We start from the raw sequence: 19,847 nt of genomic DNA, 5'->3' as shown, positions 1-19,847 counted from the left end.
GGGGGCCCACACGCCTCTCGGCCGTCAGTGGTCGTGGTCGTGTCCCTCGTCGTCGTGGGAGTGTCCGCCGTCGGAGGCGGCGCCGGTCAGCTCGGCGCCCTCGCCCTCGATCATGTCCATGTTCTTGAGGTTGTCCCGCTCCTCGAAGTCGCGGACGGCCGCCATCACGTCCTCCTGCGTGATGGTGCGGCGGTCCTCCGTGAGCGCGCCGAGGACGGCCTCGCGCAGCACCATCCGGAGGTCGGAGCCGGTGAGTCCCTCGGTCACGTCCGCGACCTCCTCCGGTGCGAAGTCCGCGATGTCCATCTCGCGGGTGACCACGCGGAGGATGTCCGCGCGCATGCCCTGGTCCGGCTTGGGGAAGTTGACGATCTCGTCGAAGCGGCGCCACGCGGCCGCGTCGAGCTGGTCGGGGTGGTTCGTCGCGCCGATCAGGAGCACCTCGTCGCGGACGAGCGAGATGTCGTCGATCGATTTGAGAAGGGTGTTAACCGCGCGCTTCAACGCGGCGTGTTCGTCGGAGCGGCGCGTCTTCGCGACGGAGTCGAACTCGTCGATGAAGAGGATACACGGCGAGAGCCGCTTGGCCACCTCGAAGGTCTTCTCGACGTTCTTGGCCGTCTCGCCGAGGTACTGGCTGGTGATCATCGAGAGCTTCACCTCGACGAACGGGAGCCCGAGTTCGTGGGCGAGCGCGCGCGAAACGGTGGTCTTGCCGGTTCCCGGCGGGCCGACGAACAGGAGCTTCCCGATCTCGCGGAGGCCGATGCTCGCGAGGTACTCGCGGTGCTCGATCGCCTTGACGATCTTCTGGATCTCGCCCTCCTGATCGCCCGTGAGCACGAGGTCGTCGAGGGTGGTCTCGATCTCCTCGGGGGCGCGGACGTTGACGAGGTCGAGCATCTCCGCGTCCTCGTCCTCGTCGAAGTACTCGTCGAGCAGCGCGTCGATCCAGACGCGGTCGGCCTGAATGGGTCGGATGTTGCCGCGGGCGTCCTCGCGGGAGACGGGCGGCGTCAGGTCCGGGTGGTCGGCGAGCGCGGCCGCAAGCGTCGGGTTGCTGGCGATCCGCTCCTCGCCGGCGCGGTCGGCGTACCACTCCAGCGCCATCTCGGGTTGGGTCAGCGAGATCTCGCCGGAGAACTCCGTGCGCTGGGTGAACAGCTGGTCGGAGACGGCCTCCCACGGCCGCTCGACGCCGGTCGCGGTGCGGGTGCTCTCGCTGGTCGCCGTCAGCGGCCGCTCGACGCCGCCGGGTCGCTCGTCGTCCGCGCCGTCGCTCCAGAACACCTGGCGGAAGCGCGGGGGCAGATCGTTCTCGTCGAGGTCGCGGTTCTCCGTGTAGAAGTGCGTCGTCAAGACGAACTCGACCACGTCGAGGGCCGGGTCACTCATCCGGAAAGAGTAGGTGCGGTGGCCGCTTAAGGGCGTCGAACCGGGGTGCGCCCCGACAGGCTGACGCACGCGCGACCGTCGCGTGCGGGCGCCGTCCCTCGCGGCGCTGAATAAACGACAAACTTCGAGAGGATTTTCGAGGGTTCCACGCGGGTTTAAGACCGTGACGAACGTCGTCGGACCCATGAGCGACGAGACCACACCGGTCATCGCGGCAGCGCGGCGAACCCCGCAGGGGAAGGAGGGCGGCGTCTACGCGGACGTGCGCAGCGAGGACCTCTCGATCGCCGTCATCGACACGATCCTCGAGGAGGCCGGCCTGAACGGCGACGACGTCGACGACCTCATGTGGGGCGTCGCCCAGCAGCGCACCGAGCAGGACAACAACGTCGCGCGGGTCATCGCCCTCCTGTCCGACCGACTGGGCGAGAACGTCCCCGCCGCCTCGATCAACCGCTGGTGTGCCTCCTCGATGCAGGCGATCATCTCCGCGGCGGACGCGGTCGCTGCGGGGAACCGCGACTGCATCGTCGCGGGCGGCGTCGAGAACATGTCCCGCGTGCCGATGGACGGCGACTCCTACCAGCACCTCCACCCGGACCTGCAGGACCGGTACAACGTCTTCCAACTGCAGATGGGGATGACCGCCGAGAAGGTCGCCGAGGAGTACGACGTGAGCCGCGAGGCGCAGGACGAGTACGCCGCCCGGAGCCATCAGCGCGCGGCCGCGGCCACCGAGGAGGGGCGGTTCGACGACGAGATCGTCCCGGTCGAGACCGAGGCGGGGACCGTCACCGAGGACGAGGGCATCCGCCCGGACACCGACGCGGAGACGCTCGCGTCGCTCTCGCCGGCGTTCACCGGCGACGGCACGGTCACCGCGGGCAACTCCTCGCAGATCTCCGACGGCGCGGCGGGGACGCTCGTGACGAGCAAGGCGTTCGCCGAGGACCACGGCCTCGACGTGCTCGCCGAGGTCGGCACCAACAACGTCGCCGGCGTCGACCCGACCGTCATGGGGATCGGCCCGGTTCCGGCCACCCGCGGCCTGCTGGACCGCGCGGGCACGACGATCGACGACTACGACCTCGTCGAACTGAACGAGGCGTTCGCCTCCCAGTGCGAGTACGCCCGCCGCGAACTCGGCGTCGACGAGGAGATCTACAACGTCAACGGCGGCGCTATCGCCATCGGGCACCCCCTGGGCGCCTCCGGCGCGCGCCTCCCGGTCACGCTCCTCCACGAGATGGAGAAGCGCGACGCGGAGCGCGGGCTCGCCACGCTCTGCGTCGGCTTCGGGCAGGGCGCGGCGATCGAGTTCCTGCGGTAGGTCACGCGAGCGCGGGTCAGCGTGGACGACGGGCCGCGGTCGCCGCCACGGTTTCTTTTATGTCGGTCGTCGTCCCAGCGTGGGTATGGTCGACACGCTCGGCGTACACGGTTCGGTCGACGCGGTGTTCCCGCCCGCGACGCTGTGTGAGTACCTCGCGGACGCGGCGGCCGCCGACGGCCTCGACGTGACGGTCGGGGTCGTCCCCGATTCGAAGGAGGGCGCGTACGGCGGCGGCTCCACCGACGCGACGGGCGAGAACGGCGACGAGACGGGGGACGGTGCCGACGACGCCCCGCCGTCGCTCTCGCTCGCCGACTGCGACGCGCTGGTGACGTTCGCGTACGACGCGGCGTTCCTCGAGACGGACCTGGAGTGGGTCCACTCGGTGCAGTCGGGGGTCGACCGGTTCCCCTTCGACCGCTTCGAGCGCGAGGGGGTCGCGCTCACGAACTCGAACGGCATCCACGGCGACTCGGTCGGCGACACGGTGGCGGGCTACATGCTGGCGTTCGCGCGCCGGCTCCACGTCTACCGCGACCGGCAGCGCGAGCGGGAGTGGTCGTGGCCCGCCCACGACGAACCGTTCTCGCTGCGCGGCGAGCGGATCTGCGTCGTCGGCCTCGGGGGGCTCGGCCGCGGCATCGTCGCCCGCGCGGACGCGCTCGGGATGGACGTGGTCGGCGTCAAGCGCACGCCGACGCCCGTGGAGGGGGTGAACGAGGTGTACCCGAGCGACCGACTCCACGAGGCGGTCGCGGACGCGCGGTTCGTCGCGCTCGCGGTGCCGCTGACGCCCGCGACGGAGGGGCTGATCGGCGCCGCCGAGTTCGCGGCGATGCGGTCGGACGCGTACCTGATCAACGTCGCTCGCGGCGGCGTGGTCGACCAGGAGGCACTGGTCGCGGCGCTGGAACGGGGGGACGGCGCCGGGAAGGAGAACGCCGACGACGCCGGGGCGGGTGACGCGGCGGACGCCGGATCCGGCATCCGCGGCGCCGCGCTCGACGTGTTCGCGGAGGAGCCGCTCCCCGAGTCGTCCCCGCTGTGGGACCGCGAGGAGGTGATCGTCACGCCCCACGCCGCGGCCGCGCACCGGGAGTACGGGGAGCGCGTGGGCGCCATCGTCGCCGAGAGCCTCCGGCGGCAGACGCGCGGCGAGGGGTACGCGAACCGCGTGGTCTAGTCGGGCGGGTCGCCGGCGATCCGGTCTCGGCCCGCGATCGCCACGACCCGCAGTCGCCGCGACTCCCGGTCGCCGCGACCCCCGACACTAAGAGCCAGCGCGTCCTCGGACCCAGCGTATGCGGGTCACGCTCCTCGGCACGGGCGACACGACGGGGACGCCCACGGTCGGGTGCGACTGCGACACCTGTGTCGCCGCCCGCGAGCGCGGCGTCTCCCGCTCCCGGTTCTCCGTTCACGTCGAGAACGAACGCGCGGGGAAGTCGCTGCTGGTCGACTTCAGTCCGGACTTCCGGGGGCAGTTCCTCGACAACGACGTGCCGCTGCCGGACGCGGGCGTCGTCACCCACATCCACTTCGACCACCTCGACGGGCTGGGGAACGTCTACCGCGTCTTCGACGGGCTCCCGGTCCACGCCCCTGACGAGACCGACCCCGCGACCGACGAGAGCGTCGCGGAGACGATCCGTCGGAAGTACGACTACCTGGAGGACCGCATCGGCGTCCACGCGCGGCCCCCCCTCGAACCGTTCGAGGCGTGCGGGCTCGAGCTCACCTTCGTCCCCGTCGACCACCCGCCGCTGCGCTGTTACGGGCTCGCGATCGAGGACCCCGAGACGGGGGCGAAGCTCTCGCTGTCGGGCGACACGAGCTACGACGTTCCCGACGCGTCCCGCGAGGCGCTCGCGGACCCCGACCTCCTGCTGGCGGACGCCATCGTCCCGGCGTCGCTGTGCGATCACCACCCGCTCGGCGGGCGCCACGAGGGCCCCGACGGCGTCCCCCGGACGTTCGGCACGAAGCACATGACGCGGGAGGGCGCGCTCGCGCTCGGCGAGGACCTGAACGCCGACGAGACGCGGCTCGTCCACCTCGCCCACTTCTACCCGGCCGACGAGGCGTTCGCGGAGCCGCTCGCGGTCGACGGCGAGACGCACGACCTCTGACCCCGGTCGAGAAACCGGCCCGCTTGGTGAGGGACGTTTGCCCGTTTATCGCGCGCTGCCGCGTGGTCGCGGGGCGGTGGGTGGGGCTTTCTGGGTGGTGCCGTTCCAAGACCGGGATCGGCGACCGAGACAGAAGCGGCTCCGTAGCGCTCCGCGTGTCGACCCCACCCTTTTTCGACGCGCCACCCCAAGTGCGGGTATGTCTGCTTTACGCGACGCGCTTCGGGACCTTCCGGAAGCCGTGTTCGCGGACCTGCTGGAGTCCGACGACGCGTATCTCGTGGTCCTCGACCTGCCCGGCGCGACGAGCGAGACGACCGACGTGGTCGCCGAGGGCGGCCGCCTCGTGATCGAGGCCCGCCGCGAGAAGCGGACCCCGGAGGCGTTCCGCTACGTGCGCGAGGACCGACCGCTGTTCCTGGACACGGAGCTGCCGCTTCCGCCGGACGCGGTCGGTGAGGAGGCGGACGCCGCCATGGACCGCGGGGTCGTCGAGGTGACGCTCCCCAAGCGCACGGACGGCGAGCGCCGGCAGATCCCGGTCGACGACTGACGGGTGGTCACGCTGGTCAACCTTCGCGCCTACTGGCGCTTCCTCGTCGTCGTCCGACGGTTCTCGCCGCTGATCGCCGCCTACTGGCGGGACCGCAAGCGGTTCCTGCTGTTCGGCGGGAGCCGGACCGTCGACGAGGAGACGCAGAAGGAGCGCGCCGCGGTGCTCCTGGACATCCTGTTGACGCTCGGCCCCACGTTCATCAAGCTCGGCCAGCTGCTGTCGACGCGGCCGGACATCCTCCCGCCCGCGTACATCGAGGTACTGGAGGAACTGCAGGACGACGTGCCGCCGGCACCGTTCTCGGAGGCGGAGACGGTGCTGGAGGAGGAGCTCGGTCCGGTCGCGGAGACGTTCGACGACTTCGACGACGACCCGATCAGCGGCGCCAGCCTGGGGCAGGTGTACCGCGCGACCTACGAGGGCGACGAGGTCGCGGTGAAGGTCCGCCGGCCGGGGATCGAGCCGCTCGTGGAGGCGGACCTGCGCGCGATCCGGTGGGGGCTCCCCCTCCTGAAGCGGTTCCTCGGCGGCGGCCGCGCGTTCTCGCTGGAGAACCTCGCGGACGAGTTCGCGGAGACGATCCGCGAGGAGATGGACTACCGCCGCGAGCGCCGCATGCTCGAGGAGATCGGCGAGGACTTCGCGGACGACGACCGGATCCGGATCCCGTCGTCGTACCCCGGCGCGTCGGGCCCGCGCGTGCTGACGATGGAGTACGTCCCCGGGACGAAGATCAACCGGGTCGAACAGCTCCGAGAGGACGGCCACGACCCGACCGTCCTCGCGGAGGCGCTCCAGCGCGCGTACCTGGGGATGATCGTCGAGGAGGGCGTCTTCCACGCCGACCCGCACCCCGGCAACCTCGCGGTCGACGAGTCGGGCGCGATCGTCTTCTACGACTTCGGCATGTCGGACACCGTCGACCCCTTCGTCCAGTCGAAGATCGTCGACTTCTACGTCGCCGTGGCGAGCAAGGACACCGACGCGATCCTCGACACACTGATCGAGCTGGGGACGCTCTCGCCGGAGGCCGACCGGCAGGTGATGGGCGAGGTGCTGGAGCTGGCCATCGCGGACGCCCGCGGCGAGGACATCGAGCAGTACCGCGTCAACCAGATCATCGAACAGGTGGAGTCGACCATCTACGAGTTCCCGCTGCGGCTCCCGCGGAACCTCGCGCTCGTGTTGCGCGTCGCGACGGTCGTGGAGGGGGTCTGCGTCACGCTCGACCCCGACTTCGACTTCATCGAGACCGCGACCGACTACCTGCGCGAGCAGGGCTACTACGAGGAGACGGCCCGCGAACTCGCCGAGGACGCCGGCGATCAGATCCAAGAGACGACGCGCGCGCTGTTCACCGTCCCGCCGAAGCTCGACGACACCCTCGACACCGTCAACCGCGGCGACCTCTCGGTGAACGTGACGCTGGAGGACGAGACGAAGGTCCTCGACAAGCTGGCGATGCGGATCGCCTACTCCGTCCTGCTGGCCGTGGGGGTGCTCTCGGCGACTATCCTCTACTCGTTCGCGGAGGCGTGGCGGCTCGCGCTGGTGGTGCTCGCGCTGTCGGCGCCGCTGGCGGTCGCGCTCTACCGCTCGTTCCGCAAGCGGCGGGGGATCCGCGCGAAGCCGCAGTTCACCAGACAGAGCATGCGGCAGCGCCGCGACGACTGAGGCGACTGCGGCGACTGCTCCGCCGACCGCACCGCGCCCGAACCCCGTTCGTTATGAGGCCTCCCGCCGACCCTCGCGTATGCTCATCACCGGCGCCGAGTTGGCGGACGGACGCGTGCGCGACGTGCGGGTCCGCGAGGGCGCGTTCGCCGCGGTCGAGTCGGGGCTCGAACCCGAACCCGGCGAGCGCGTCGTCGACGCCCGCGGGCGCACGATGCTCCCGGGCGCGGTCGACGTCCACGTCCACTTCCGCGAGCCCGGCGGCTCCCACAAGGAGACGTGGACCACCGGCTCGCAAGCGGCGGCCGCGGGCGGCGTCACCACCGTGGTCGACCAGCCGAACACCTCGCCGCCCACGGTCGACGGCGACGCCTTCGCCGAGAAGGCGGCGCTCGCCGACGGGAACGCGCTAGTCGATTACGGGATCAACGGCGGCGTCACCGCGGAGTGGGACCCCGACGCGCTGTTCGACGCCCCCCTCCTCGCGCTCGGTGAGGTGTTCCTCGCGGACTCGACCGGCGAGATGGGGATCGACGCCGACCTGTTCGCGGAGGCCGTCGCGGCCGCCGCGGAGCGCGACGTGCCCGTGACGGTCCACGCGGAGGACGCGACGCTGTTCGACGACGAGGCGATGGACGGCGACCTCGGCGGGATCGGCCGCGCGGCGGACGCCGACCGCTGGTCCGCCTACCGCACGGCCACCGCGGAGGCGGTCGCCGTCGAGCGCGCGATCGAGGCGGGGCTGGACGCCGGCGGCCGGATCCACGTCGCCCACACCTCCACGCCGGAGGGGATCGACGCCGTCGCCGAGGCGGCCGCGGACGGCGCCCCGGTCACCTGCGAGGTGACGCCGCACCACCTGTTCCTCTCGCGGGAGGACGCCGGCCGGCTCGGGACCTACGGCCGGATGAACCCGCCGCTCCGCGCCACGGAGCGCCGGCGGGCCGTCTTCGAGCGCCTGCGCGACGGCACCGTCGACGTGGTCGCGACCGACCACGCGCCCCACACGGTCGCGGAGAAGGAGCAGGGGCTCGCGGCGGCGCCGAGCGGCGTCCCCGGCGTCGAGACGATGCTCCCGCTCCTGCTGGCGTCCGTTCGCCAGGGCGACCTGCCGCTGGAGCGCGTCCGCGACGTGACCGCCGCGAACCCGGCCGCGATCTTCGGACTCGACCGCAAGGGCCGGATCGAGGCGGGCCGCGACGCCGACTTCGTGCTGGTGGACCTGGCCACCAGCCGCGAGATCGAGGCGGGTGCGCTCCACTCGAAGGCCGAGTGGACGCCCTTCGAGGGCTGGCGCGGCGTCTTCCCGGAGCTCACCGTCCGCCGCGGCGCGGTCGTCTACGAGCGCGACCCGGTGACCGGCTCCGAGTCGTTCGGCGCGCCGGAGGGGCGGAACGTCCGCGACACGTAAGGCCCGCGTCCGGGGCCGTCGCCGTTCGGCCCGTCGTCGTTCGGTCCGTCGCAGATCCCGCGGATCGCGTTCTGCCGGCTTCCCCACGAGGGTTCTGTCACTACTGTCGACCCTGCCGCTGGGGACAGCGCCATCCAGAAAGCCCCACTCACCGCCCCGCGACCGCACAGCAGCCTCGCGCCTCCCCGACCTCGCCCGGCCGCGGTCGCGCGACTGCGCCACCAGGCATCGCCACGGCACCGCAGCCGTCGCCGTACGAACACTTTTCGCGGATCCCGCAGAACTCCCGCCGTGAGTGCAGGCTCACCGCCTCAGCCACGAACGGTCGGAGAATGCAGGGGAAGGGATTCGAACCCTCGAACTCCTTCGAGAGCGGGTCTTAAGCCCGCCGCCTTTGGCCAGGCTCGGCCACCCCCGCGCGTTCTGAACCATCCGCGGGCGCGGGGAAACCGCTTTCGGTGCGGCGGAGACCGTCCGCCTGGCCGTCCCTCGCTCCGCCACCGATTTACGGGGCGGCCGCGAGGGGCTCTTTATGAACGCGACGGACGGCGGGTCGGTCGTCTGGCTGCTTGTCGCGCTCGGCGGCGCGCTGGTGGTCGGTGGTGGGCTGACCGGAGAGACGGCGCTGCTCGCGGCCGGCCTCGCGGCGGTGGCCGCGGGCGCCGCGCTGCTCTCGGTCGGGGACGCGGACGGCGGCGCCTGATCGGACGCCGGCGCCGACGCCCTACCAGTCGACCGAGAGCGTCCCGTCGCCGTGGGGGTCCGGCGCGATCTCCTCGTCGGTGCGGCGGTCGACGACGTGGATGATCCCCTGGTCCTTCTTCGCGGGGCACAGCTCCGCGGCGCGGACGTTCTCGGCCAGTTCGTCCTCGCCGACGTAGTAGGACTTCGGCCGCGCGAGCCCCGTGTCCAGGTCCAGCTCCCAGTTGTCCGACGCCTCGGCACAGCGCCCCGCCCCGAAGCACTTGTTCGCCTCGAAGACGATCTTGTAGGGCTTCTCCTCGACCGGCGGCCCCTCGCCGCCGAGGTCGCTCGGCTTCACCGGCTCGCGCTCCTCGCTCATGGTCGGATCGTCGTGTGCGGTCGTCTTTCGTCTGTCGGTCGCCGTCCGGGAGCGCGAGGGGCAGGCCGCCCGCGGTCGCTGCGACCGTCGAACCACGCGGCGGATCCGCAAGCCGCGACCGCACCGATAACAGCAACTTTATCACTCGCACGGGGCGAAATTCACGCAAGATTACTCTCACAGGAGGTCTATGGTGACACAACCTAACACACAACCGGAGGTGAACATCGGACTCGTCGGTCACGTCGACCACGGGAAGACGACGCTCGTACAGGCGTTGTCCGGCTCGTGGACCGACCAGCACTCGGAGGAGATGAAGCGCGGAATCTCCATCAGGCTGGGCTACGCGGACGCGACGTTCCGTCGCTGTCCCGGCGTCGACGAGCCCGAGTGTTACACCGTCGAGGAGGAGTGCGAGGACGGCTCCGAGAGCGAGGTCGTCCGCACCGTCTCGTTCGTGGACGCGCCGGGCCACGAGACGCTGATGGCGACGATGCTGTCGGGCGCGTCGATCATGGACGGCGCCGTGCTCGTCGTGAGCGCCACCGAGGACGTGCCGCAGGCGCAGACCGAGGAGCACCTGATGGCGCTCGACATCATCGGCATCGACAACATCGTCATCGCCCAGAACAAGGTCGACCTGGTCGACCGCGACCGGGCGGTCGAGAACTACGAGCAGATCCAGGAGTTCGTCGAGGGGACCGTCGCGGAGGGCGCGCCCATCGTCCCGGTGTCGGCCCAGCAGGAGGTCAACCTCGACCTGCTCATCGACGCCATCGAGACGGAGATCCCGACCCCCGACCGCGACCCGGACGCCGACTCCCGGATGTTCGTGGCGCGCTCGTTCGACATCAACCGTCCGGGCGCGACGTTCGACGAACTGGAGGGCGGCGTCGTCGGTGGCTCGCTCGTCGAGGGGACGCTGGACGTCGGCGACGACTTACAGCTCCGCCCCGGCCGCGAGGTCGAGGAGGGCGGCGAGACCCGCTGGGAGCCGCTGGAGACGAGCGTCCGCTCGCTACAGTCCGGCAACGAGCAGGTCGAGACCGCCTCGCCCGGCGGACTGCTCGGCGTCGGCACGGGGCTCGACCCCAGCCTGACGAAGGGCGACGCGCTGGCGGGGCAGGTCGCCGGCGAACCCGGCACGCTGCCGCCGACGCGCGAGGCGTTCGAGATGGACGTCGACCTGCTCGACCGCATCGTCGGCGAGGGGGAGGTCGAGGAGATCTCCACCGGCGAGCCGCTGATGCTCACCGTCGGCACCGCGACGACCGTCGGCGCCGTCACGAGCGCGCGCGGCGGCGAGTGCGAGGTGAACCTGAAGCGTCCGGTCTGTGCGGCCGAGGGCGCACAGATCGCGATCAACCGCCGCGTCGGCGCGCGGTGGCGGCTCATCGGCGTTGGGACGCTGAAGTAGGCCGTGGCGAGCGCCGACCCGGACCACGACGACACGGACGCAGACGGCGGGGCGTCGGAGCAGGACGCCGACGCGGTCGAGGCCGAGGCGGAGCCGGAGGCCGCCCCGACCGTCGCGCTCGACACCAGCGCCCTGATGGCGCCGGTGGAGGCGAACGTCCGGCCGTTCGAGGAGCTCGACCGGCTCCTCGGGGTCTACGCGGTCGTCGTGCCCGTGGCGGTGCTGGCCGAGCTGGACCGGCTCCGCGAGGGGGCCGGCGAGGAGGCGAAGGCCGCGAGCGTCGGGGCGGACCTGGCGCGGCGCGGCGAGCGGATCGAGACCGAGGCATCGTACGCGGACGACGCGCTCGTCGAACTGGCCGCGGCCGGCCGGGTCGACTACGTCGTGACGAACGACGGCCCCCTGCAGGACCGAGTGCTGGCGCGGGACGTACCAGTAATCGGTTTAAGGGGTCGGAACACACTGGCGATAACGGAACCATAGCCCACGCATGTACAAGCGAGTTCGACTCAAGGACACGGTGGAGGTGCCGCCAAAGCATTTGGCGGACGTCACCGACGACCGGGTGAAGGCACTCCTCCAGGACAAACTGGAAGGACGAATGGACGAGGACGTCGGGAGCGTCGTGAGCGTCATCGACGTACACGACGTCGGCGAGGGGGCGGTGCTGCCCAACCGCCCGGGCGTCTACTACGAGGTGGAGTTCGACGCGCTCACCTTCGACCCGGACATGCAGGAGGTCGTCGACGGGACGGTCGTCGAGACCGTCGAGTTCGGCGCCTTCGTCGGCATCGGTCCGGTCGACGGACTGCTCCACGTCTCGCAGATCACCGACGAGTACCTCACGTTCGACGGGGCGAACCAGCAGCTCGCCTCCTCGGACTCCGACAAGGTGCTCGGCGTGGACGACGCCGTCCGCGTGCGCGTCGTCACCAAGAGCATCGACGAGCGCAACCCGCGGGACTCGAAGATCGGGCTGACGGCCAAACAGCCCGGTCTCGGGAAACACGAGTGGCTGGAGTCGGAGCGCCGTCACCGCGAGCAGACGGGTGAGGAGGCCGACTGATGGCGGAGGACCGCATCGCCTGCCGGGAGTGCCACTACGTCAACGACCCCGACTCGCAGACGTGTGATCTGTGCGGCTCCTCCTCGCTGACCGAGGACTGGGCCGGCTACGTCATCATCAACCATCCCGAGGAGTCGGAGATCGCCACGGAGATGAACGTCTCCGAGCCCGGGTCGTACGCGCTGAAGGTCCGCTGACCGACCCGCGCCGATGCTCTCGCTACCGCGGGACCTCCGGGACGCGTTCAAGGAGCCGCTCGGTCCGGTGTACGCCGACGCCGAGCGGCTGATCGCGGACGCCGACGCCGCCCGCGAGGCCCACGCCGCGCCCGACGCCCCGCTGATCGCCGTGGGCGACGTGGTCACCTACCACCTCAGGAACGCCGGCCGCGAGCCGGACGTGGCGCTCGTGGACGGTAAGACCGAACGGGAAGAGGTGGCCGCCGAGATCCGCGAGGCGCTGGACGGCGCGGGCGAGCGGCGGGTCGTCGTCGAGAACCCCGCGGGCGAGCTCTCGCTGAAGCTGCTGGAGGCGCTCGGGAAGGCCCTCCTGGCGCCGGAACGGACCCTCATCGAGGTGATCGGCGAGGAGGACCTGGCGGCGCTGCCCGCCATCGTCGCGGCCCCGATCGGGTCGAGCGTGGTCTACGGTCAGCCGGGCGAGGGGATGGTCCGCGTCGAGGTGACGCCGGAGCAGGTGGACGACGCCCGGGCGCTGTTCCGCGCGCTGGACGGCGACGTCGACGGCGCGCTCGCGGCGCTGGGCGTCGCGGACGCGTGACCGGCAGGAGCCGGCGAGGTCCCGGCCCCGCGACCGCCGCGCTTGACGCGCGTCCGGCCGCGAGGGGGCCGCTTCGAAATCCTTTTACTGCTTTCGAAGGGACGTAGTGGTAACTGACTATGGACGTCGACATCATTTCCGAGGAGGAGAACCCGATGCTGCACCGTACGGACGTTCGATTCGAGATCGTTCACGAGGAGGCCACGCCCTCTCGCCTCTCCGTCCGCGACTCGCTGGCGGCCACGCTCGACAAGGGCTCGGACGAGGTCGTCGTCCACGAGCTCGACACGAAGTTCGGCATGCGCAAGACGGTCGGCTACGCGAAGGTGTACGACAGCGCCGAGTTCGCGACCGAGGTCGAGCAGGAGCACATGCTCGAACGCAACAAGATCGGCGCCGAGGACGCGGACGCGGAAGCCGAAGAGGCTTGATCGGCCAGCCGCATGATCGTTCTCGGCATCGAGGGCACCGCGTGGTGCGCGAGCGCGGCCGTCCACGACGCCGACGCTGACGAGACCGCGATTTTCTCCGACGCCTACGAACCCGAGAGCGGCGGCATTCATCCGCGCGAGGCGGCCGAGCACATGGCCGACGCGATCCCCGAGGTCGTCGACGAGGCGCTCGACTACGCCGAGGCGGAGTACGGCCCCGACAGCGTCGACGCGGTCGCCTTCTCCCGCGGTCCCGGCCTCGGCCCCTGTCTCAGGACCGTCGGGACCGCCGCGCGGGCGCTCGCGGGGACGCTCGACGTGCCGCTGGTCGGCGTCAACCACATGGTCGCGCACCTGGAGATCGGGCGCCACCAGTCGGGCTTCGAGAGCCCGGTGTGTCTGAACGCCTCGGGCGCGAACGCGCACCTGCTGGGCTTCCACGACGGGCGCTACCGCGTGCTCGGCGAGACGATGGACACCGGCGTCGGCAACGCCATCGACAAGTTCACGCGCCACGCCGGCTGGAGCCATCCCGGCGGGCCGAAGGTCGAGGCCGCGGCCGCGGAGGCCGACCCCGACGACCTGCTCGACCTCCCGTACGTCGTCAAGGGAATGGACTTCTCCTTCTCGGGGATCATGTCCGCGGCGAAGGCCGCCTACGACGACGGCGAGGCCGTGGAGGCAGTCTGCTTCTCGCTCCAGGAGCACGTCTTCGCGATGCTGACGGAGGTCGCCGAGCGCGCGCTCTCGCTGACGGGCGCCGACGAGCTGGTGCTCGGCGGCGGCGTCGGGCAGAACGACCGCCTGCGGGAGATGCTGGCGACGATGTGCCGCGAGCGCGGCGCCGACTTCCACGCGCCCGAGCCGCGGTTCCTGCGCGACAACGCCGGCATGATCGCGGTGCTGGGCGCGAAGATGGCCGCGGCCGGCGACACGCTCGCGGTCCCCGACTCCGCGGTCGATCCCGACTTCCGGCCCGACGAGGTGCCGGTGACGTGGCGAAGCGACGAGGCGGTCGCGCGGACGCCGACGACCGCCGCGAAGCCGGGGACGGGTACGGCCCCGACCTCGGACGTATCGCCCGGCGCAGCCGGCTGGACCGACTCCGCGAGCGACGCGTCCGCGAGCGGCGCCCCCGCCAATCGCGGTGCGGAGGCGGTCGTCGAACTCGTCGAGACGGACCGCGTGGTGAAGCGGCGCGTCGCGAAGGCGTACCGGCACCCGGAGCTGGACGCGACGCTCAGACGCGAGCGCACGACCGCGGAGGCGCGGCTCACCAGCGAGGCGCGCCGCGTCGGCGTCCCGACCCCGCTGGTCCACGACGTGGACCTCCCGAACGCGACGCTGACGCTCCAGCACGTCGGCGACGCGGACCTGGCGGCTGGGCTCTCGCCGGAACGCGCCCGCGAGGTCGGCGAGCACCTCGCGCGGCTCCACCAGGCGGGGCTGGTCCACGGCGACCCGACGACCCGGAACGTCCGCGTGGACGACGAGCGCGCGTACCTGATCGACTTCGGCCTCGGCTACCACTCGGGTCACGTCGAGGACCACGCCATGGACCTCCACGTCTTCGAGGGCTCCGTCTACGGGACCGCGACCGCGCCCGAGGCGCTGGTCGACGCGGTCGAGGAGGGGTACGCCAGCGTCGGCGACGCGGCCGTGCTGGAGCGACTGCGGACGGTCGAGGGCCGCGGCCGATATCGGTGAGCGGCTCGGGGTGACTCGACCGGTTCTGGCTACTATGGATCTGCTGCAGATCCTGCTGCTTGGGTCAGCAACATCCAGAAAGCTCCAGCCGGCTCTCCCTACGACGCGTTTTCTGTGTCTGCTACTGATCCTGCTGATCGGGACAGCACCACCTCGAAAGCCCCAGCCGGCTCGACCGGCCGCGGCACGCTCTGCGCTCCTCGCTCCCCGCACCGCTCGCTGCGGTGCTTGAGGCGCCGGGGCCGGATCGAGTCGGCTGCCCCTTTCAGTCCCACCCACCGCAACCGCACAGCACCGCGACCGCACCGCAGCCTCACGCCTCCCCAGCCTCGGTGGCGGCGCGGCCGCGAACCGCACCGCAATGCGGCCGCGCCGCCACCTCCCTCGCGCGGTCGCGGCGACACGCTTCGCGGTCGCCGCGGCGCGCGCCGACAGCACGGTACCGTGACCGCACCACAACCGCACCACGACCGCACCACAACCGCACCACGACCGCATCGCAAACGCACCACGACCGCATCGCAAACGCACCACGACCGCATCGCAAACGCACCACGACCGCATCGCGAGCGTCGGCCGAAACGATTTATCCCCCGCGCCCGAGACGTGAGGTATGAGCGACAAACCGTCCTCCGGCGAACTCTTCGGTATCCCGTACAACTTCGAGCGGCCGAGCCTCGGCCGCCTGCTCTCGTCGTACTGGCAGCCCGGCAAGGGGATGTTCGTCGAGAAGCCGTTCGGCGTCGGCTACACCCTGAACCTCGCGAACCCGCGCTCGTGGGTCGTCGTCGCGGTCGCGCTCGGGCTCTACTGGCAGGGCAAGCAGAGCGCGGCCGCCGACGCCGCGAGCCCCGACGAGGAGGCCGACGGCGACGACGGCCCCGTCGAAGTGATCGTCGACGACTGATCCGGCTTCTTCGCCCCCGTCTGATCGAGAATCACGCCGGGGAACCAGCCTCCCCGGCCGGAACCCGAACGTCCTTTTGTGGAACCGCCGTGGGTGCGCGCATGACCGAGCTTCCGGACCGCGTCGTCGGCGACGCGCGGACCAGCGACTTCGGGTGGGACCTGTTGACCGACCTGGCGGACATCGGCAACCGCATGGCCGGACAGGCGGGCGAGCGCCGCGGCGCCGAGCGCGTCGTCGAGGCGTACGAGGCCGCCGGCCTCCGCAACGCCGGGCTCGAGGAGTTCGAGATCCCCGGCTGGTGGCGCGGCGACTCCTCGCTCGCCGTCACCGGACCGGGACCGGACCCGGTCGAGCGTACCCACGAGGGGAGCCACGCGGTCATCGCGCTCCCCGGCACGCCCGCGGGCGAGGTCGAGGCGCCGCTGGTGGACGTGGGGACCGGCACCGTCGAGGAGTTCGAGGCGGTCGCCGAGGACCTCGACGGAGCGATAGCGATGGCGTCCTCGCGGACGCCCGACGAGGCGGACCGGTGGATCCACCGGATGGAGAAGTACGTCAACGCGGCCGAGCGCGGCGCGGTCGGGTTCGTCTTCCGGAATCACTTGGAGGGTGCGCTCCCGCCGACCGGCGAGATCGGCTACCACAACCGTCCTGGCCCGATCCCCGCGGTCGGCGTCTCGAAGGAGGTCGGCGAGCGGTTGGCCCGGCTCGCCGAGGATGTGGAGGGGGAAAGCGAGGGAGCCACCGACCGCCCGACCGTCTCCATCGCGGTCGACTGCCGCAACGAGCCGACGACTTCGGTGAACGCGGTCGCGGACGTGGGACCGGACACCGACGAGGCGGTCCTCCTCACCGCGCACGTCGACGCGCACGACATCTCCGACGGCGCCAACGACAACGGCGCCGGCTCCGCCCTCGTCGCGGAGGTCGGTCGACTGCTGGCGACCGTCGAGGACGACCTGGACACGCGCGTCCGGCTGATCACCTTCGGGGCCGAGGAGATCGGGCTGTGGGGTGCCTACCACGCAGCCGAGACGACGCCACACGAGGAGATCAAGTGCGTCGTCAACCTCGACGGCGCCTGCAACTCCCGGAACCTGCGCGTGAGCTACAACGAGTTCGAGCCGATGCGGCGCGTCTTCGAGGCCGTGACCGACGACCTCGGCGCGCCGCTGTCGACGGGGTCGACCATCTCGCCGCACGGCGACCAGTGGGCGTTCGCACAGGAGGGGATCCCCGCGGTGATGGCGTCGACGACTTCCGAGCAGTCCGGTCGCGGGTGGGGCCACACCCACGCCGACACGCTCGATAAGCTCGACCGCCGCGACCTCGCGGAGGTGGCGATCCAGGTCGCCGAGGCGACGGTTCGGTTCGCGGACGCCGGCACCTCTGTCCCCCACAAGTCCCGTGCTGCGATCCGCGAATCCATCGACGAGGGGTACGTAACGGAGCTGAAAACCGGCGGCCGCTGGCCCTACTGAACGCGGGGCGATGCTGTAGGGAGCGGTGCTGTGCGGGGCGATGCTGTAGGGAGCGGTGCTGTGCGGGGCGATGCTGTAGGGAGCGGTGCTGTGCGGGGCGATGCTGTAGGGAGCGGTGCTGTGCGGGGCGATGCTGTAGGGAGCGGTGGGGTCGGTGAGCGCGAGCAACGCGTGCGGGGGAGGGGGTGCGATATCGCGCGTAGAGGACGGCGTCGACCCCGATCCGCCTCGGCCGCTCACGACACCGTCACGCCGGGTTCAGACGCCGGACGCCAAAAGCAGCGCCACGGCGATCCCGATGAACAGCACCTTCAGCGCGGTGTTGACCGCGACGACCTTCGCCCCGAACTCCGGCCCCCAGATGCCGAACTGGAAGGGTATCGACCGCTTGAACGTCGACACCGCGAAGGAGACGATGCCGCCGAGCAGCATGGTGGCGACCGCCTGCGCCGGCGTGAACGTCCCGCCGATCAGCGGCGCGATGGCGACCGCGCCCGCCGTGGTGTCGAGCGAGTAGATGGCGACGACGGCCACCGCGGCACCGGGCAGGCCGACCGCGGCGGTCAACGGCTCCGCGACCGCGGTCAGCGCCTCCACGTCGACGTAGGTGATCAGGGCGACGACGAGCGTGTAGACGACCGCGAGCCGCGGCACGATCCGCCCGAGCGTGCTCGCCGACTTCGAGAGCGCGTCGCGGACGCGCTCGCGGGACGTGCGGTCGTCGGCGTCCGGGCCGCCGGCCTCGACGTCGGCGAGCGCGGATCGGTCGACGTTGCGCTCCGAGAGCAGGACGCCGCCGGCGAGTACCCCGGAGACCGTTATCGCCAGCGCCACGCCCGCCCGCGCGGAGACGTACAGGACGCCGGTGTACCAGCCGAGGATGGGGATCAACACCGGGACGTAGTAGGTGAAGACGTGCTGGACGAAGCCGAAGAACGTGTTGATGGTCACCGCCACCAGCGTCGCGCGGTCGTCCAGCAGCCCCGCCTCGCGGTACTCCGCCAGCGTCGCGTAGCCGGCGGTCGTCGACGCGGCGGTGGTGAGGATGGCCGTTCCGACCTCGTCGGGGAGGTTCGCGGGCCGGGTCAACAGCCCCGACAACCCGGCGACGTAGCGCACCAGCCCGAACGCGACCGCGACGTTGGCGGCGGTCACCCCGACCGCGATGAACAGCGTCACCCGCGCCAGCCGGGGCGCCACCTCGGCGAGCAGACCGAGCAGTTCCGTGGCCGCCGATTGCACGACCCGGCGTTGGACCCTGCCGAGCAAAGGCGCATCGGTGTGCCGGCGGGCGGAAACGGAGGGACGGAGGGGAACGGCCCTGCCTCAGTCCGCCGGGTCGACGAGCTCGTCGGTTCCGGCGCCGCTTTTCCCGCCCGCCTCCGCCTGTCGCGCGGGCAGGTCTCCCTCATAGTCCTCCGGGACGTACGGGCAGAGCGGGTCGCTCGCCAGCGGGTCGCCCGTCTCGGCGTACGCGCGCGACCGGCTCCCGCCACAGACCTGCCGGAACTCGCAGGCACCGCACTTGCCCGTCAACTCGTCCGGGTCGCGGAGCGCCTCGAACAGGTCCGCGTTCCGGTAGACGTCCACGACCGAGCGCTCGCGGACGTTGCCCGCGGACTCCGGCAGGAAGCCCGAGGGGTACACCTCGCCGGTGTGGCTCACGAACGCGAACCCGCGGCCGGCGGTGATCCCCCCGCGGCGCCGGGCGCCGCCGGCGTCGCCCTCCGACTGGAGCCCGACCCGGCGGTAGAACGGCGCCTCGGTCGTCTTCACGCCGAACCGCTCCTCGGCGGCGACCTCCTGGAGCCACTCCATGACCGCCTCCGCCCGGTCCGGTGCGATGGGGTCGAGGACGCGGCCGCGACCGACGGGAACGAGGAAGAAGACGCTCCAGAGCACGGCGCCGAGCTCGCGCACGCGGTCGCGCACGGCCGGGAGCTCCCCAACCGTGTCCGCGCAGACGGTCGTGTTCACCTGCAGCGGGAGGCCGGCCTCCCGGGCGGCGGCCGCGGCGTCGAGGGTGTCCTCGAAGCTCTCCTCGCCGCGGAACGCGTCGTGGGTCGTCGCGCTCGCGCCGTCGAGGCTGAGCGCCATCCGCCGCACCCCGGCGTCGGCGAGGTCGCGGACGCGTTCGGGCGTCAGCGACCGCGTCCCGCTCGGCGTGATCGTCATCCGGAGGCCCTGCTCGTCGCCGTAGCGGATCAGCTCGAACAGGTCCTCGCGCGCGAGCGGGTCGCCGCCGGAGAGCACGACCAGCTGCCCGTCCCCGAAGTCGGCGGCGTCCGCGAGGAGCCGCTTCCCCTTCGCGGTGGTCAGCTCGTCGGGATGGCGCGCCGGCTGCGCGTCCGCCCGACAGTGGCGACAGGCGAGCTCGCAGGCCTGTGTCACCTCCCAGATCAGCACCAGGGGCCGGCGGTCGGTGTCGAGGTCGTCGAACATCGGTCGTCGGGAGGTCGGGGCGCCGGCCCCTTCGGTCCTCGACCGAACACCT

The 19,847-nt window shown here is 71.6% G+C and carries 20 protein-coding genes and 1 tRNA gene; 16 read left to right on the top strand and 5 right to left on the bottom strand.

Features of this window, described 5'->3' with window-relative positions; translation table 11 throughout:
- Positions 1-24: 24 nt before the first annotated feature.
- The gene (locus ACZ432_RS06280) at positions 25-1,395 is read right to left on the bottom strand and encodes an ATP-binding protein (protein ID WP_426964124.1); all 1,371 of its coding nucleotides are present in this window, start codon (positions 1,393-1,395) and stop codon (positions 25-27) included.
- A gap of 184 nt (positions 1,396-1,579) precedes the next feature.
- Here ACZ432_RS06280 and ACZ432_RS06275 point away from each other — a divergent pair, with 184 nt between their 5' ends.
- The 6 genes from ACZ432_RS06275 to ACZ432_RS06250 all read left to right on the top strand — a co-directional run bounded on the left by ACZ432_RS06275 (position 1,580) and on the right by ACZ432_RS06250 (position 8,498).
- Positions 1,580-2,725, top strand: coding sequence for a thiolase family protein (locus ACZ432_RS06275; protein WP_426964123.1), 1,146 nt, complete (start codon positions 1,580-1,582; stop codon positions 2,723-2,725).
- Between the two features lie 85 nt (positions 2,726-2,810).
- Complete coding sequence (locus tag ACZ432_RS06270) at positions 2,811-3,911, top strand: NAD(P)-dependent oxidoreductase (RefSeq protein WP_426964122.1); 1,101 nt, start codon at positions 2,811-2,813, stop codon at positions 3,909-3,911.
- Between the two features lie 118 nt (positions 3,912-4,029).
- Positions 4,030-4,857 (top strand): MBL fold metallo-hydrolase, encoded by an 828-nt coding sequence (locus tag ACZ432_RS06265; protein ID WP_058366349.1) that lies wholly within the window; start codon positions 4,030-4,032, stop codon positions 4,855-4,857.
- A gap of 199 nt (positions 4,858-5,056) precedes the next feature.
- Positions 5,057-5,410 carry an Hsp20/alpha crystallin family protein gene (locus ACZ432_RS06260; RefSeq protein ID WP_426964120.1) on the top strand — a complete coding sequence of 118 codons (354 nt, stop codon included), beginning with the start codon at positions 5,057-5,059 and terminating at the stop codon, positions 5,408-5,410.
- Positions 5,411-5,413: 3 nt separating this feature from the next.
- Positions 5,414-7,087 (top strand): ABC1 kinase family protein, encoded by a 1,674-nt coding sequence (locus tag ACZ432_RS06255; protein WP_426964119.1) that lies wholly within the window; start codon positions 5,414-5,416, stop codon positions 7,085-7,087.
- A 79-nt stretch (positions 7,088-7,166) separates the two neighbouring features.
- The gene (locus ACZ432_RS06250; RefSeq protein ID WP_426964118.1) at positions 7,167-8,498 is read left to right on the top strand and encodes a dihydroorotase; all 1,332 of its coding nucleotides are present in this window, start codon (positions 7,167-7,169) and stop codon (positions 8,496-8,498) included.
- Between the two features lie 333 nt (positions 8,499-8,831).
- Here the strand turns inward: ACZ432_RS06250 and ACZ432_RS06245 are convergent.
- A tRNA-Leu gene (locus ACZ432_RS06245) sits at positions 8,832-8,916 on the bottom strand.
- Positions 8,917-9,030: 114 nt separating this feature from the next.
- On the opposite strand from ACZ432_RS06245, the gene ACZ432_RS06240 reads away from it, so the two are divergent.
- Positions 9,031-9,201, top strand: coding sequence for a hypothetical protein (locus ACZ432_RS06240; protein WP_426964117.1), 171 nt, complete (start codon positions 9,031-9,033; stop codon positions 9,199-9,201).
- Between the two features lie 21 nt (positions 9,202-9,222).
- On the opposite strand, the gene ACZ432_RS06235 is transcribed toward ACZ432_RS06240, so the two are convergent.
- On the bottom strand, positions 9,223-9,561 hold the full coding sequence (locus ACZ432_RS06235) for a ferredoxin (protein ID WP_426964116.1): 339 nt from the start codon (positions 9,559-9,561) through the stop codon (positions 9,223-9,225).
- A 190-nt stretch (positions 9,562-9,751) separates the two neighbouring features.
- Here ACZ432_RS06235 and ACZ432_RS06230 point away from each other — a divergent pair, with 190 nt between their 5' ends.
- From ACZ432_RS06230 to ACZ432_RS06190, 9 genes are all read left to right on the top strand, one after another.
- Entirely contained in the window at positions 9,752-10,978 is a 1,227-nt protein-coding gene (locus ACZ432_RS06230; RefSeq protein ID WP_426964114.1) for a translation initiation factor IF-2 subunit gamma, read from the top strand.
- Positions 10,979-11,113: 135 nt separating this feature from the next.
- Positions 11,114-11,461 (top strand): DUF188 domain-containing protein, encoded by a 348-nt coding sequence (locus ACZ432_RS06225; RefSeq protein WP_058366412.1) that lies wholly within the window; start codon positions 11,114-11,116, stop codon positions 11,459-11,461.
- A gap of 7 nt (positions 11,462-11,468) precedes the next feature.
- Positions 11,469-12,044, top strand: coding sequence for a DNA-directed RNA polymerase (locus ACZ432_RS06220; protein ID WP_058366345.1), 576 nt, complete (start codon positions 11,469-11,471; stop codon positions 12,042-12,044).
- Positions 12,044-12,241 (top strand): transcription elongation factor subunit Spt4, encoded by a 198-nt coding sequence (gene spt4 / locus ACZ432_RS06215; RefSeq protein ID WP_426964113.1) that lies wholly within the window; start codon positions 12,044-12,046, stop codon positions 12,239-12,241. The genes ACZ432_RS06220 and spt4 overlap by 1 nt, the downstream gene beginning before the upstream one ends.
- A gap of 13 nt (positions 12,242-12,254) precedes the next feature.
- Positions 12,255-12,824 (top strand): GTP-dependent dephospho-CoA kinase family protein, encoded by a 570-nt coding sequence (locus ACZ432_RS06210; protein WP_426964112.1) that lies wholly within the window; start codon positions 12,255-12,257, stop codon positions 12,822-12,824.
- 119 nt (positions 12,825-12,943) lie between these two features.
- Complete coding sequence (locus tag ACZ432_RS06205; protein WP_058366342.1) at positions 12,944-13,255, top strand: 30S ribosomal protein S24e; 312 nt, start codon at positions 12,944-12,946, stop codon at positions 13,253-13,255.
- Between the two features lie 12 nt (positions 13,256-13,267).
- On the top strand, positions 13,268-14,962 hold the full coding sequence (locus ACZ432_RS06200; RefSeq protein WP_426964110.1) for a bifunctional N(6)-L-threonylcarbamoyladenine synthase/serine/threonine protein kinase: 1,695 nt from the start codon (positions 13,268-13,270) through the stop codon (positions 14,960-14,962).
- 613 nt (positions 14,963-15,575) lie between these two features.
- Entirely contained in the window at positions 15,576-15,869 is a 294-nt protein-coding gene (locus ACZ432_RS06195; RefSeq protein ID WP_058366340.1) for a DUF5808 domain-containing protein, read from the top strand.
- Between the two features lie 101 nt (positions 15,870-15,970).
- Positions 15,971-17,353, top strand: coding sequence for a M28 family peptidase (locus tag ACZ432_RS06190; protein ID WP_426964623.1), 1,383 nt, complete (start codon positions 15,971-15,973; stop codon positions 17,351-17,353).
- A gap of 258 nt (positions 17,354-17,611) precedes the next feature.
- Here ACZ432_RS06190 and ACZ432_RS06185 read toward each other — a convergent pair whose 3' ends face one another.
- Together ACZ432_RS06185 and ACZ432_RS06180 are read right to left on the bottom strand one after the other, a co-directional pair.
- Positions 17,612-18,595, bottom strand: coding sequence for a nucleoside recognition protein (locus tag ACZ432_RS06185; protein WP_426964622.1), 984 nt, complete (start codon positions 18,593-18,595; stop codon positions 17,612-17,614).
- 84 nt (positions 18,596-18,679) lie between these two features.
- The gene (locus ACZ432_RS06180) at positions 18,680-19,795 is read right to left on the bottom strand and encodes a radical SAM protein (RefSeq protein ID WP_426964621.1); all 1,116 of its coding nucleotides are present in this window, start codon (positions 19,793-19,795) and stop codon (positions 18,680-18,682) included.
- Between the last annotated feature and the right edge of the window lie 52 nt (positions 19,796-19,847).

This window comes from Haloparvum alkalitolerans (assembly GCF_055381565.1).
Note: the sequence above shows the minus strand (reverse complement) of the source record. Positions and strands in the feature narration are given on the sequence as shown.

What these genes read in the sequence shown, in the direction of transcription:
- ACZ432_RS06280 (WP_426964124.1), bottom strand. Translation starts at nt 1,395, where the DNA reads ATGAGTGACCCGGCCCTCGACGTGGTCGAGTTCGTCTTGACGACGCAC.
- ACZ432_RS06275 (WP_426964123.1), top strand. Translation starts at nt 1,580, where the DNA reads ATGAGCGACGAGACCACACCGGTCATCGCGGCAGCGCGGCGAACCCCG.
- ACZ432_RS06270 (WP_426964122.1), top strand. Translation starts at nt 2,811, where the DNA reads ATGGTCGACACGCTCGGCGTACACGGTTCGGTCGACGCGGTGTTCCCG.
- ACZ432_RS06265 (WP_058366349.1), top strand. Translation starts at nt 4,030, where the DNA reads ATGCGGGTCACGCTCCTCGGCACGGGCGACACGACGGGGACGCCCACG.
- ACZ432_RS06260 (WP_426964120.1), top strand. Translation starts at nt 5,057, where the DNA reads ATGTCTGCTTTACGCGACGCGCTTCGGGACCTTCCGGAAGCCGTGTTC.
- ACZ432_RS06250 (WP_426964118.1), top strand. Translation starts at nt 7,167, where the DNA reads ATGCTCATCACCGGCGCCGAGTTGGCGGACGGACGCGTGCGCGACGTG.
- ACZ432_RS06240 (WP_426964117.1), top strand. Translation starts at nt 9,031, where the DNA reads ATGAACGCGACGGACGGCGGGTCGGTCGTCTGGCTGCTTGTCGCGCTC.
- ACZ432_RS06235 (WP_426964116.1), bottom strand. Translation starts at nt 9,561, where the DNA reads ATGAGCGAGGAGCGCGAGCCGGTGAAGCCGAGCGACCTCGGCGGCGAG.
- ACZ432_RS06230 (WP_426964114.1), top strand. Translation starts at nt 9,752, where the DNA reads ATGGTGACACAACCTAACACACAACCGGAGGTGAACATCGGACTCGTC.
- ACZ432_RS06225 (WP_058366412.1), top strand. Translation starts at nt 11,114, where the DNA reads ATGGCGCCGGTGGAGGCGAACGTCCGGCCGTTCGAGGAGCTCGACCGG.
- ACZ432_RS06220 (WP_058366345.1), top strand. Translation starts at nt 11,469, where the DNA reads ATGTACAAGCGAGTTCGACTCAAGGACACGGTGGAGGTGCCGCCAAAG.
- spt4 (WP_426964113.1), top strand. Translation starts at nt 12,044, where the DNA reads ATGGCGGAGGACCGCATCGCCTGCCGGGAGTGCCACTACGTCAACGAC.
- ACZ432_RS06210 (WP_426964112.1), top strand. Translation starts at nt 12,255, where the DNA reads ATGCTCTCGCTACCGCGGGACCTCCGGGACGCGTTCAAGGAGCCGCTC.
- ACZ432_RS06205 (WP_058366342.1), top strand. Translation starts at nt 12,944, where the DNA reads ATGGACGTCGACATCATTTCCGAGGAGGAGAACCCGATGCTGCACCGT.
- ACZ432_RS06200 (WP_426964110.1), top strand. Translation starts at nt 13,268, where the DNA reads ATGATCGTTCTCGGCATCGAGGGCACCGCGTGGTGCGCGAGCGCGGCC.
- ACZ432_RS06195 (WP_058366340.1), top strand. Translation starts at nt 15,576, where the DNA reads ATGAGCGACAAACCGTCCTCCGGCGAACTCTTCGGTATCCCGTACAAC.
- ACZ432_RS06190 (WP_426964623.1), top strand. Translation starts at nt 15,971, where the DNA reads ATGACCGAGCTTCCGGACCGCGTCGTCGGCGACGCGCGGACCAGCGAC.
- ACZ432_RS06180 (WP_426964621.1), bottom strand. Translation starts at nt 19,795, where the DNA reads ATGTTCGACGACCTCGACACCGACCGCCGGCCCCTGGTGCTGATCTGG.